Origin of the sequence: Micromonospora endophytica (assembly GCF_003236305.1) — a bacterium.
Classification (GTDB): Bacteria; Actinomycetota; Actinomycetes; order Mycobacteriales; family Micromonosporaceae; genus Micromonospora; species Micromonospora endophytica.
This window is the reverse complement of sequence record NZ_POTX01000045.1, coordinates 1-12,391: the sequence shown is the minus strand read 5'-3', so window position 1 is coordinate 12,391 and position 12,391 is coordinate 1. Positions and strand designations below refer to the sequence as shown.

The 12,391-nt window shown below is 72.4% G+C and carries 13 protein-coding genes; 10 read left to right on the top strand and 3 right to left on the bottom strand.

Annotated features, from left to right (window positions below; translation table 11 throughout):
* Window positions 1–3 precede the first annotated feature (3 nt).
* From C1I93_RS09610 to C1I93_RS09575, 8 genes are all read left to right on the top strand, one after another.
* Window positions 4–1,434 carry a hypothetical protein gene (locus C1I93_RS09610; RefSeq protein ID WP_223256261.1) on the top strand — a complete coding sequence of 477 codons (1,431 nt, stop codon included), beginning with the start codon at window positions 4–6 and terminating at the stop codon, window positions 1,432–1,434.
* A gap of 35 nt (window positions 1,435–1,469) precedes the next feature.
* Window positions 1,470–2,858, top strand: coding sequence for an efflux RND transporter periplasmic adaptor subunit (locus C1I93_RS09605; RefSeq protein WP_111242887.1), 1,389 nt, complete (start codon window positions 1,470–1,472; stop codon window positions 2,856–2,858).
* Window positions 2,855–3,598, top strand: coding sequence for an ABC transporter ATP-binding protein (locus C1I93_RS09600; RefSeq protein WP_111242886.1), 744 nt, complete (start codon window positions 2,855–2,857; stop codon window positions 3,596–3,598). Before C1I93_RS09605 ends, C1I93_RS09600 begins: the two co-directional genes overlap by 4 nt.
* Entirely contained in the window at window positions 3,595–4,779 is a 1,185-nt protein-coding gene (locus C1I93_RS09595) for an ABC transporter permease (protein WP_111242885.1), read from the top strand. Before C1I93_RS09600 ends, C1I93_RS09595 begins: the two co-directional genes overlap by 4 nt.
* 234 nt (window positions 4,780–5,013) lie before the next feature.
* Window positions 5,014–5,223: a helix-turn-helix domain-containing protein gene (locus C1I93_RS09590; protein ID WP_111242884.1), complete on the top strand. Its 210-nt coding sequence runs from the start codon at window positions 5,014–5,016 to the stop codon at window positions 5,221–5,223.
* Window positions 5,224–5,442: 219 nt separating this feature from the next.
* Entirely contained in the window at window positions 5,443–5,544 is a 102-nt protein-coding gene (locus C1I93_RS09585; RefSeq protein WP_007465623.1) for a 30S ribosomal protein bS22, read from the top strand.
* A gap of 117 nt (window positions 5,545–5,661) precedes the next feature.
* On the top strand, window positions 5,662–6,735 hold the full coding sequence (locus C1I93_RS09580; protein ID WP_111242883.1) for an NAD-dependent epimerase/dehydratase family protein: 1,074 nt from the start codon (window positions 5,662–5,664) through the stop codon (window positions 6,733–6,735).
* A gap of 53 nt (window positions 6,736–6,788) precedes the next feature.
* A complete protein-coding gene (locus C1I93_RS09575) occupies window positions 6,789–7,697 on the top strand; it encodes a lysophospholipid acyltransferase family protein (RefSeq protein WP_111242904.1) in 909 nt (302 codons plus the stop codon).
* A gap of 24 nt (window positions 7,698–7,721) precedes the next feature.
* Here the strand turns inward: C1I93_RS09575 and C1I93_RS09570 are convergent, their stop codons facing one another.
* The 3 genes from C1I93_RS09570 to C1I93_RS09560 form a co-directional block, all read right to left on the bottom strand.
* Window positions 7,722–8,591 (bottom strand): HAD family hydrolase, encoded by an 870-nt coding sequence (locus tag C1I93_RS09570; protein ID WP_111242882.1) that lies wholly within the window; start codon window positions 8,589–8,591, stop codon window positions 7,722–7,724.
* Between the two features lie 98 nt (window positions 8,592–8,689).
* Entirely contained in the window at window positions 8,690–9,547 is an 858-nt protein-coding gene (locus tag C1I93_RS09565) for a DUF5667 domain-containing protein (RefSeq protein ID WP_111242903.1), read from the bottom strand.
* Window positions 9,548–9,824: 277 nt separating this feature from the next.
* Window positions 9,825–10,772, bottom strand: coding sequence for a sigma-70 family RNA polymerase sigma factor (locus tag C1I93_RS09560; RefSeq protein ID WP_111242881.1), 948 nt, complete (start codon window positions 10,770–10,772; stop codon window positions 9,825–9,827).
* Window positions 10,773–11,469: 697 nt separating this feature from the next.
* Between C1I93_RS09560 and C1I93_RS09555 the strand changes: the two genes are divergently transcribed.
* Both C1I93_RS09555 and C1I93_RS09550 read left to right on the top strand, forming a co-directional pair.
* Complete coding sequence (locus C1I93_RS09555) at window positions 11,470–11,721, top strand: glutaredoxin family protein (protein WP_111242880.1); 252 nt, start codon at window positions 11,470–11,472, stop codon at window positions 11,719–11,721.
* Between the two features lie 12 nt (window positions 11,722–11,733).
* The gene (locus C1I93_RS09550) at window positions 11,734–12,384 is read left to right on the top strand and encodes an HAD family hydrolase (RefSeq protein ID WP_111242879.1); all 651 of its coding nucleotides are present in this window, start codon (window positions 11,734–11,736) and stop codon (window positions 12,382–12,384) included.
* Window positions 12,385–12,391: the final 7 nt, after the last annotated feature.

Genomic DNA, 12,391 nt, shown 5'->3' with positions numbered 1-12,391 from the left:
CGCGTGAGTGACGCAGATCCCCAGGCCGGTGACCCCTCGTCGGCACCTGTCACGCCGAGTGCCGCACCGGTCGCGCCGGAACTGCCGGTCGCGCCGGAACTGCCGGCGGTGCCGGAACCGCTGGACGCGGCCGAGGCGACGGTGCCGGTGGCCGGCCCGAAGCGGCGACGGGTGTGGCGCTGGGCGCTGCCCGTCGTGGTCGTGCTGCTGCTGGCCGGCGCGGTGCCGGTGGCGCTGGTGGCGACCGGAGCGGCGGATGCCGAGACGCCGGCCGAGGCCGCCGCGCCGACCGAGAACCCGACCACCGTGGCCGCCCGGCAGGTCTCCGAGCGGATCACCGCGCAACTGGATCGGCAGGCCACGGCGTTGCTCGCCGGGGACCGGGCCGGGTTCCTGGCGATCGCGGACCGCAAGGTCCACAGTGAACTACGGCGCCGCTTCGCCGGTCTCCAGGAGTTGCGGGTGACCCGCTGGGAGGGACGCCCGAACGGCCTGCCCACGCCGGCCGGCAGCCCCGGTGAGTGGCGGTTGTCGGTGGAGTTCCACTACTGCTTCGTGGTGCCGGACTGCCGGCCCAGCCCGTTGCTCGTCAACACCCGGTGGCGGGACGGGGCGGAGCCGCGTTTGATCGAGCTGGCGAAGTCGACGGCCACCCCGCAGGTGGGCGGCCGGGTCCGCGCGCAGGCCGGCACCCTGCCCTGGGAGGTCAGCAAGTTGGCGGCCGCGGTGGGCAAGCGCACCATCGTGGGCACCACGCCGGCGTACCGTGACCGGCTGCCGGAGCTGTTGCGGCGGGCCGAGGCGGCGGCCCGGGTGGCTGACGAGTACGTGGTGGACGGCGCGGTGCCGGACCGGTACCGGATCTTCTACGCCGGACCGAAGGAATGGCAGCGCTGGTACGGCGGCGACCAGCCGGAGTGGGGCGCCGGCTACGCGGTGAACGTCGGCGGCGGCCACTACGACGTGGTACTCGGGCCGGACAGCTTCAACAACCGCGCCTACCTCGACGTGATGCTTCGGCACGAGCTGGTCCACGCGGTCTCGTTGCCGGACAACAGCTACTGGGACGATTCGGTCTGGTGGCTGATCGAGGGGCTGGCCGAGCACGCGGGGGCCGACGGTGTGCCGGTCGCCAGGTACGACGGGCTGATTCCCACCAGAAAGCTGGTCAAGGGCGACTGGAACGGCAAGCTGGACAGCCTCATCCCGGCCGAGGACGCCTCGGCCGAGGAGGCGACCGGCAGCTACGGCATCTCCTACCTTGCCGTCCGGTACCTCCTCGACCGCTTCGGCGAACGCAAGGTGCTCGCCTTCGTCAAGGCGGTGGTGCACGACCTCCGGGTGCCGAGGCAGGTCTCCGAGGAGGTCTTCGGCAAGCCCTGGGGCAAACTGCAGGGCGACTGCGCGAAGTACATCCGCCGCGCCGTCGGCTGAGCCGTACCGCGGTCGGATCGACGCCGGCTCGTAGCATGGGTCGGGTGCGCCGACTCGACCCCCTGCCGGCCGCCGCCTCGCGGCCCCGCCTGCTCAGCGCCCTGTTCGCCGTCGCCGTCCTGACCCTCACCAGCGCCGCCTCCTGCACTGCCGACGAACCGTCGGTCGCGCTCGCCTCGGCTGCGCTGGCCCCGGTGACCGAGGAGATCGACGCCCCGGCCACTGTCACCGCCCGCGCGGCGGCGACCCTCACCGCGCCCGCCGACGGGACCCTTGCCAAGCTGCGGGTCGAGCCGGGCCAGCAGGTCAAGCGCGGCCAGGTGCTCGCCGTGATCAGCTCACCGCCGGCCCGCGAGCGGCTGCGCCAGGCCCGCGCGGCGCTGACCGCTGCGAAGCGGGCCGGTGGCGGTGGTGGCGGGGGCGACCTCGCCGGATCGCTACGCGGCACCGATCGCGCCGCGGCCGAGGCACACGCCGCGGCCCGCGCCGCCGCCCGGAAGATCAGCGATCCGGAGCTGCGCAAGGCGCTGCTCGCGCAGGTCGAGTCCGCCCGACGCCAGTACGACGCCGCCGCCCGCACCGCCGAGCAGGCGGTACGCGAGGTGCAGCGCGGCGTACGCAACCTGAACTCCGCCGTCGGCGCACTCGCCACCGCCCAACGACTCCAGGCTCAGCAGGCGTACGACCTGGCGAAGGCGACGGTCGACGCGCTGACGCTGCGGGCACCGATCGCCGGAGTGGTGCAGCCGGGTGGCGTGAGCGGGGCCGGCTCATCGGGTGCGCTCGCCGGGCTGCTCGACGCCGGTGGACTTCCGGCCGGGCTGGACCCGGCGGCGCTCGGTGCCCCGCCCGCCGGGCCACCGCCCGGGGTGGACACCGCAGTCCCGGTCGGTGGTCGGGTCACCGCCGGGACCCCGGTGCTGACCGTGGTGGACACCGGCGACCTCGGTCTGCTGGCCGAGGTGGACGAGACCGATGTGCTGCTGGTCCAGACCGGTCTGACCGGCACCGTGGAACTGGACGCGGTGCCCGGCGCCGCGTACCCGGCCCGGGTCCGTTCGATCGACGTGCTGCCCAGCACGTCGGCGCGGGGCGGGGTCAGCTACCGGGTCCGGCTCGCCCTGGGTGCCGGCCGGTTCGGCGAGGCCGAACCGGCGCCGACCCCACGCCCCGGCATGAACGCCGTGCTGCGGCTGCGGGTCCGGGAGGCGGCGGACGCGGTGACCGTGCCCGCGTCGGCGGTCTTCTCAGCGGACGGGCGGGACGCGGTCTGGCTGGTGCGTGACGGTCGGGCCGGCCGGGCGACGGTCACCGTCGGCGTGCAGGGCCAGGACCTGGTGCAGATCGTGGAGGGCGTGCAGCCGGGCGACCGGGTGGTGGTCCGCGGCACCGAGCAGATCCGCGACGGCCAGGAGGTCGGGTGAGCGGGACCGCCGCGATCGAGGCGGTCGACGTCTCCCGGACCTACCACCTGGATGGGGTCTCGGTGCCGGCACTGCGGGGGGTGACGCTCACTGTCTCGGCCGGCGACTACGTGGCGCTGATCGGGCCTTCCGGCTCCGGCAAGTCCACCCTCATGCATCTGCTCGGTGGCCTCGACCGGCCGACCGGTGGCCGGTTGGTGATCGGTGGTCGGGCGGTGAGCGAGCTGTCGCCGCCGGAGCTGGCCCGGCTGCGCAACGAGACCATCGGCTTCGTCTTCCAGGCGTTCCACCTGTTGCCGCGTACCTCGGCGGTGGACAACGTGGCGCTGCCGCTGGTGTACCGGGGCGTGAATGCCCGGCAGCGCCGCGAGCGGGCCGCCGCGATGCTCGGGCGGGTCGGGCTGGGGCATCGGCTGGACCACCGGCCCAACCAGCTCTCCGGCGGTGAGCAGCAGCGGGTGGCGATCGCCCGCGCCCTGGTCACCGACCCGACCGTGCTGCTCGCCGACGAGCCGACCGGCAACCTGGACAGCACCACCGGCGCGGCCGTGCTCGAATTGCTGGAACAGCTCAACGCGGAGTCGGGGGTGGCGCTGGTGATGGTCACCCACGACGCGGAGGTGGCCGCCCGCGCCCGCCGCCGGATCGCGATGCGCGACGGGGTGGTGGTCGCCGACAGCGACGCCGACTCGGCCGCCAGCCCGATCACCGGCTCGGCCGGCGCTGGGGGCGGTTCGTGAGGCTGGCCGAGGCGTGGCGGGTCGCGTCGGATGCGCTGCGGGCCAACCGGATGCGCAGCCTGCTGACCATGCTCGGGGTGATCATCGGGGTGGCCTCGGTGGTGCTGTTGGTGGCCATCGGCACCGGCACCAAGCAGACGGTCGAGCAGCAGGTGGAGGGGCTCGGGTCCAACCTGCTGCTCGTCGTGCCGGGGCGGCTCGACGTGGGTTCCGCGCCGGCGGTCTCCCCGCTGACGTTGCAGGACGTGGAGGTCGTGGGCCGGGTGGTCGGTGACCCCGGCCGGGTCGCCGTGACCGTCGCCTCCGGCGCGACCGTACGCGCCGGCACCCGGCAGGACTTCACCACTGTGCAGGGCGTGCTGGAGACCACCCCGACGGTCTTCGCCCGGGAGGTGGCCCGGGGGCGCTACCTGAGTCGGTCCGACGTGGATACCGGCCGGCGGGTCGCGATCCTCGGCGACTCGGTCGCCCGGATCCTGTTCCCGGACCGGGAGGCGGTGGGCCAGCAGGTGAATGTCGCGGGCGTCCGGTTCCGGGTGATCGGCGTCTTCGCCCCGCTCGGGCAGAGCCTCGGCGTCGACCGGGACGACGAGGTGCACATACCGGTGACCGCGGCGCAGCGGTTGTACGGCACCCAACGAGTGGACGCGATCGCGGTCAAGGCGCCGGACCGGGAGCGCATCGACGAACTGGGCCAGCGGATCGTGGCGGAGTTGAACGGCCGCCATCCCGGCACCGAGTTCAGCGCGGTCACCCAGGAGCAGATCCTCGGTGTGCTCGGCGACATCCTCGGCATCCTCACCGGCGTACTGGCAGCCATCGCGGGCATCTCGCTGCTGGTCGGTGGCGTCGGCGTCTCCAACATCATGCTCGTCTCGGTCCGGGAACGGACCAGGGAGATCGGGCTGCGCAAGGCCGTCGGCGCCCGTCCCCGCGACATCGGCGTGCAGTTCCTGCTGGAAGCGGTGCTGCTCACCGCGATCGGCGGGCTGGTCGGGATGGCCCTCGGCGTCGGTGGCGCACTGCTGGTGGCCGCGGTCTCACCCATCCCGGCGGCGGTGACCTGGTGGTCGCTGGCGCTCGCCTTCGGCGTGTCGGCAGCGGTCGGGATCATCTTCGGCGTGGTGCCCGCGCAGCGGGCCGGGCGGCTCGACCCGGTGGTCGCCCTGCGCGCCGAGTGACAGCTGGCCAGGTCACACCGGTGGCCGAAGTTGATCGTCACCAGTTGTCCCGGTGTGAGCCACTCGACCAGGGATTTTTCCCTCACTGGTGCGGTCCTACTCATGATCAGTTGCAGGAAGGGATCGCGCCGGTCACAACCGTCCCGCTACCGTACTGGTAACACGCGCGTCGCCGGCCGTGCGGGAGGACCTGTGGGGCGGCACGCGCCGGGCATGGGATGGGTCGGGTGAGCCATGGCCGGGTCGCAGTCCGACGGTCGGCTGTCGGATGTCAAGTTTCTCACCGTCGCGGAGGTGGCGACGGTCATGCGGGTGTCCAAGATGACGGTCTATCGTCTCGTGCACAGCGGTGAACTCGCCGCGGTGCGGGTCGGCAGGTCGTTCCGGGTGCCCGAGCACGCGGTGCACGAATATCTCCGCGGCGCCTTCCAGGAGACCGCCTGACCGGCGCGCGGCCTGGCCTGACGCCCGCTGAGTCGGCATCGACCGGGGCCCCGTTGGCCCTGCTGACGCGGCCCCGCTACGCTGGACTGACGATCGTGACCGCTGGTGCGCCCGCCGCCCACCCCGCCGGTCCGGTCCGTCCGTCCGTAAGCGGCCGCCGACGCCACGATTTGCTGGTGTTTTCCGGTCGCGCCGCACGTTGCATCGAAAGGCTGTCGTATGGGCTCGGTGGTCAAGAAGCGCCGCAAGCGCATGGCTAAGAAGAAGCACCGCAAGCTGCTGCGCAAGACCCGCGTCCAGCGTCGCCGTCTCGGCAAGTGACGGCGGCCGGGCTGCGGCCCGGCACCCGTGACCTGCCAACCGTCGATCCTCGGAGGCTCAGGTGATCAGGCCGTGGCTGTCCCGGCTCGGTCTCCGCTGCCGGGGTAGGTGCCAGACATGACCCCCGGTGGCTCATCGAGCCCGCCGGGGGTTGTCGTCGTGACCGGGGTCAGTCGCTATCTCGGGGCACACGTCGCCGCCCGGCTGGCTGCCGATCCCCGCATCGACCGGGTCATCGGCGTGGACGTGCCGGACCCCACGCCCGAGGTCAGCGGCCTGCTCGCCGGGGTCGAGCGGGTCCGCGTCGACGCCGGTGCCGTCGGTGGGCTCCTCGCCGACCTCGACGTCGACACCGTGGTGCACCTGGCCCTGGTCAGTGCCCCGGATACGCAGCAGGGCGGCCGGGCGGCGATGAAGGAACAGAACGTCATCGGCACCATGCAGTTGCTCGCCGCCTGTCAACGGGCTCCCCGGCTCCGCAAGCTCGTGGTGCGTTCCTCCACCGCGGCGTACGGTGCCTCGTTCCGGGATCCCGCCGTCTTCACCGAGGAGACCGAGCCGCGGGAGGTGCCGCGGGGCGGGTTCGGCCGCGACATCCTCGACATCGAGGGGTACGTCCGCGGGTTCCGGCGTCGGCGTCCCGACGTGACCGCCACCGTGTTGCGTTTCGCGCCGTTCATCGGCTCGACCGCCGACACCACGCTGACCCGGTACTTCAGCCTCCCGGTGGTGCCCACCATCTTCGGTCGGGACGCCCGCTTGCAGTTCCTGCACTTCGACGACGCACTGGAGGTGCTGCACCGGTCGGTCACCGAGGACCACCCGGGCACGTACAACGTCGCCGGACCCGGTGTGCTCGCGCTGTCCCAGGCGATCAGGCGCGCCGGCCGGGTCGCCGTGCCGGTGCTGGAGCCGGGGCTGTCCGGTGGCGTCGCCCTCGCCCGGACGCTGGGCTACGGCCGCTACGGGCTCGACCAGGTTGACCTCTTCGTGCACGGCCGGGTGGTGGACATCTCCCGGTTGGAGCAGGAATTCTCCTTCACTCCCCGCTCCACCGCCGCCGCGTTCGACGACTTCATCCGCGCGCACCACGGTCGCGCCCTGATCACCCGGGAACATCTGGCCGCCGCCGAGCAGGCGGTGCTCGACGGGATCCGGCAGGTCCGCGCCGCCGCACGGGAGCGATCGTGACCGGGCCGCAGGAGGAACAGCGCGACGAGGGGCACCTCGTCAACGGATTCGCCGTGCCACCACTTGATGCCCGACCGGCCGCGCGCAACGGTCACCACCCGGCGGTGGCGGAGCAGGCCGGCGATGTGTGGGACCGGCGGGTCGCCAGCGGGTTGGCGTTCCTGCGGCGACGGTTGGCCGGCGACTACGAGGTGGACGAGTTCGGGTTCGACCCCGAGCTGACCGAGGCGGTCTTCCATCCGCTGCTGCGGCGGCTCTACCGCGACTGGTTCCGCACCGAGGTCAGTGGCCTGGAGAACGTGCCCGCCGACAGCGCCGGGCTGGTGGTCGGTAACCATTCCGGCACGGTGGCGCTGGACGCGCTGATCCTCTCCACCGCCTTGCACCACGAGCACCCGGCCCACCGCTATCTGCGGCTGCTCGGCGCGGACCTGGTCTTCCGGATGCCTGTGGTCTCCGAGATCGCGCGCAAGACCGGCGGGACCGTGGCCTGCAATCCGGACGCGGAGCGCCTGTTGCGCGGCGGCGAACTCGTCGGCGTCTTCCCCGAAGGCTTCAAGGGCGTTGGCAAACTGTACGCGGAGCGTTACAAGCTGCAACGCTTCGGTCGGGGTGGCTTCGTCTCGGCGGCGCTGCGCACCGGCACTCCGATCATCCCGGTCGCGATAGTCGGCGGCGAGGAGATCTATCCGATGCTCGCCGACATCAAGCCGCTGGCCCGGCTGCTCAAGCTGCCCTACTTCCCGGTGACGCCCACCTTCCCCTGGCTCGGCCCACTGGGCATGGTGCCGTTGCCGAGCAAGTGGCTCATCGAGTTCTGCCCGCCGATCCCGACCGCGCACCTGACCGACTCGGCGGACGATCCGCTCGTCGTGTTCAACCTGGCCGACCAGGTCCGGGAGACCATCCAGCAGACCCTGCACAAGTTGTTGGCGCGACGCCCGGACCCGTTCGGTCCCTGACCGACGACGTGCCGTCCCCGCGGCTCAGCTGTTACGGCGGCGACGCTGCACCGCCACGCCCACGGTGACCGCGCCGACCACCAGCCCGGCGGCGGCGGTCGACGGGACAGCGATCCGGACCGCCCGCCGTCCGGTGCGGAAGTCGCGCACCTCCCAGCCCTGTTCGCGGGCCTGGCGCAGCAGAGTGGTGTCCGGATTGACCGCCACCGCCCGGCCCACGGCGGAGAGCATCGGCAGGTCGTTGGCGGAGTCGCTGTAGGCGGCGCACCGGTTCAGATCCAGACCCTCCACGGTGGCGAGCTGGGTGATCGCCTCGGCCTTGGCGGGACCGTGCATCAGGTCACCGACCAGCCGGCCGGTGTACGCGCCGTCGACCACCTCGGCGACCGTACCGATCGCGCCGGTCAGGCCGAGCCGGGTGGCGATCACCCGGCCGATCTCCACGGGCGCGGCGCTGACCAGCCAGACCCGCTCGCCGAGGTCGAGATGCCCCTGCGCCAACCGCCGGGTGCCGGCCCAGATCCGAGGCGCCATCAACTCGTCGAAGATCTCTTCGGCGAGCCGCTCGACATCCTCCACCCGCCAACCCTCGATGAAGGCGAGGGCGGCCTCCTTCGCCAGCGACATGTCTCCGGCGTGCTCTCGGGCCAGCAGTCGGAAACGCAGCTGCTGCCAGGCGAACCGGGCCAGGTCGGTGGTGGTGAAGTAGTTACGCGCGGCCAGTCCACGGGCGAACCAGTAGATCGAGGCACCCTGCATCATCGTGTTGTCCACGTCGAAGAAGGCGGCGGCGCTCGGATCCGGTGCGACAGGTGGAGCGGGCTCGGTCTGCGCCCAACCGGCGGTGTGTCCGTGTGCATCGGTGCTGACGGTCACCTTGCGGCTGCGCGCCACTCATCTCCCCCTCACCTTGCCCGTCGGGCCTGCTGCCCCCGGTCCGAGGGTAACCGGCGGGGCGGCCTTCGGCCCTGACCGCCGAAGCGCATCCCCGATCAGGGGCAGGTGCCGGGAACAGGGCCGAGGTGGTCGCTGGTGGTGGTGGCGGGTCGGCCGCAGGCGATGGCGGCGCGCAGTGCGTCGGTGCGTACACCGACCGCCTCCAGCAGGGCCAGGGACCGCGCGGTGCGCTCGCGGTCGGCCCGGGAGCCGCCGTCCCGCAGCCCGTCGAGCGCCCGGCGCTGCCGTTCGACGAAGGCGTCGACCAGGTCCAGAGCCGCGGCATCCGAACGCTGCGTCGCAGCGCCGGTGAGCAGGCGTACGCCCTGGCGGGTGTCGGCGTCCATGTCGTCCAGCACGGCGCGGTATCCGGTCCGGTCACCGCCCAGCGAGGACGCCTCGGCCAGGCGGGTGCGGGCGAAGTCGAGCAGGAGCTGACCTCGATTGATCTCGGAACTGGTCAACGCGAGCTGGGCCCGCTCGGTGCCGCGCTTCATGCCGTACAGCGCGTCGCCCGGCACCGCGTTCTCGCTGGCAGCCGAGATGCCGGAGACGGCGACGGCGCCGGCCGCGATGCCGACCAGAATGGCACCCCGGGCGCGGGCCCGACGTGCGGTGACGGCCGGCAGCAGTGACCCTCGCCCGGCGCTGGCCTTCTCTGTCGGTGCGGCGGCGGACGCGCCGATGCCCTCCCGGACGGCGGTGGCCACCAGCATCGCCCTCAGGCCGGTCCGGAACTCCGGATCCATCGGGGCCTCGGGCGGGTCGGCAGCCAGTCGCCGGCCGAGCGGGACGAGCGGCGTGAGCTCCTCGTCGGACCGGGAACGGACGTGATGGCGTCGGCCACCGTTCGCTTCGTCAAGAAGCTGCGCGAAGCGCTCGGCGCGCCGTCGGGAGAAGAGGGCGTTGTCCACCGCGGCACCTCCTCTCGCTGGACGCGGCCGATCGGCCGCGGTCACCGGCAGCGACCGATGACCGTGTGACGCCACGGCGGGGGTGCCGCTGGCGCCGTCGCCCGTCATCCGGGGGATCCGGAGGTCCCGGACCGTCACCTGTCGCACCCGGAGAAACGCGCCGTACCGGCCTTCGGTTACGGGCCGCCTCGGGTCGGATCGCCGCAAACTAACCACCACACGAGATCGCTGAGGTAATGGGGGTTCTCCGGACCGCGGCGGGCGACGGGCCCGCCACCTACGGCTGGAAGCCGTCCGGCAGCAGGCGGGCCAGGGCCCGGACCGCGCGGTACTGGAGTGCCTTGATCGCGCCTTCGTTCTTGCCCATCGCCCGGGCCGTCTCGGCCACCGAGAAGCCCAGCAGGAAGCGGAGCACGATGCACTCCTGCTGCTCCGGGTTGAGCCGCTTCACGGCGGTGAGCAGGGCAACGTTGGTGATGTGCTCCACCACCGCGGCCTCCGGGCTGCCCTCCGGGCCGCGGTCCTCCCGGTCGGCGTCCAGCACGTCGCCGGTGGTCACCTCCAGCCGGTAGCGGCCGGACTTGAAGTGGTCGGCGACCAGGTTGCGGGCGATGGTGACCAGCCAGGCGCCGAGATCACGGCCCTGCCAGGTGAAGCTGCCGATCCGCTTGAGCGCCCGCAGGAAGGTGTCGGAGGTGAGGTCCTCGGCGAGTTGCCGGTTGCCGACCCGGAAGTAGACGAAGCGGAAGACGGTGTCGAGGTAGCGGTCGTAGATCAGCCCGAACGCCTCGGCCTCACCGGCCTGGGCACGTTCGACAAGAGCCCAGACCTCGGTGGCCGGGTCGGACGGGTCCGGGCGACTCGGGAACCCGGTGGAGGTGCCGGGTGCGGCGGGCACGGCGGGGATGATCGCGGTCTCGGCGGCCGGCAGTTCGGTGATCGGCGGATCGCCGCCGCGCCGGGCCTGGGCCGGCATGGTCGGCCGGTTCGGCGAGGCGACCCGGCCGCCTGTCGGTCTCGCGTTGCCGCCGGGCGCTGGTGGGCGGTGCGGCGGTTCGTTCTGATGTGGTCGGCTGCCCACCCGATTCGCGGCATCGGTGCTCCGGGCGGGCAGATTGCCTGCGGCGTCCTGCGGAGCGTGGGCGCTGCCGCGTTCGTTGACCGGGCTGCGTGCCGACGACCCGGTCAGGCCCATCGGACGGTGCGCGAAGCCGAAGGTGGTCATCGTGCCGCCTCCGTTCCGCCGTCCGTCGGTGTGTCGGCGGGCGATGGTCGATGGGTCAGGTCGCCGCTGGGCAGAACTGCTCCGGGGTGTGCCGGTGGACGGCAGATCCCCATGAGGTGCTGGTCCGAAGCGCTCACGGGCACGGGGGGCCTCCTCGGGCTGAGGGGTGTCGACTCACGGCAAAACGGGGTGAGCCGACCCGAGTGATGATAGGGCCAACGTCACCCGCGCGTGGCAAGTCCGTTACACAGGGCCGAAGTATTTACCGACCGACCACGAGACCGGCGGACCGGTTGTCCGTCGCCCGTGGTTGACAATCCACTTCCCGGATGGTCCGGGCGATACCGCAGGTCAGGCCGTTGATCGGCAGAGGGTTCCGTCGACTGTGGTGCGCCTGCTCCGGCCAGCGCAACGACCCGCTTCCGAAACAGCCGTCGCGCCGTACCGCCTGCCGGCGCGGCGCTGGCGAGCGTGCTCGGGTTCCGTGTACGGGACTAAGGCAGGCCGTCCTGTCGCCGGTCTCGCTGAGGCCGAGTCCGACCACCCGGCGTACGCGTTGTCGTCATAGGACCGCCTCGCGTTCGCCGCGCCCGCCCGGCCAGATGTCGTCAGGTGGCCGTACCGCATGGCCCGGCCGGGCGAGCTGTGCCAGACTCGGCCACCCGTGCAGGACGCGCCGACGCGACGGAGGAGACCGATGCGTGAGCCCCGCCTGACCCTGATCACCCGACCCGGCTGTCATCTGTGTGAGGACGCCAAGGCGGCACTCGATCGGGTGGTCGCGGTCACCGGCGACCGGTGGACCGAGTGGGATGTCAGTGATGACGCGGAGTTGGAGCGGGAGTACGGCGACCGACTGCCCGTGGTGCTGCTCGACGGCAAGGAGCATGGCTACTGGCGGGTCGAGGAGCAACGGTTGCTGCGGGACCTGACCACCCCGCAGCTCTGACCGGGGGCATCGATGACCACCCCGCGTACCCACCTGGTGTGGGACTGGAACGGCACTCTGCTCAACGATCTCGATCTGGTGGTGGCCTGCACCAATGCCGTGTTCGTCGCCGAGGGCGGACCGGCGGTCACCGCGGCGGAGCACCGGGTCCGCTTCCGTAGGCCGATCGCCGACTACTACGCCGAGGTGCTTGGTAGGGCTGTGGACAGCGAGGCGTTCGGTCGGCTGGACAAGATCTTTCACGACGCGTACCGCCTCGGGCTGACCTCCTGTGAGTTGGCCCACGACGCGCTGGACGCGATGGCCGCCTGGTCGGGCAGCCAGTCGCTGTTGTCCATGTGGTTCCACGACGAGTTGGTGCCGGCCGTGCGGACGTACGGCCTGACCGGGCGGTTCAGCCGGGTCGACGGGCTGCGGGCGGAGATCGGCGGCGACCGCAAGGCGGAGTCGCTGGCGCGGCACCTGGCCGAGGTCGGCGTGGACGGCCGCTCGGTGGTGCTGATCGGCGACTCGATCGACGATGCCGACGCCGCGCTCTCGGTCGGCGGTCGCGCGGTCCTCTACGCCGGTGGCTTCACCGACCGGGCCCGCCTGGAGGCCTCCGGTCATCCGGTCGCCGACACCCTGGTGCAGGCCGTGACCCTCGCCACCACTCTCCGCTGACCCGTCC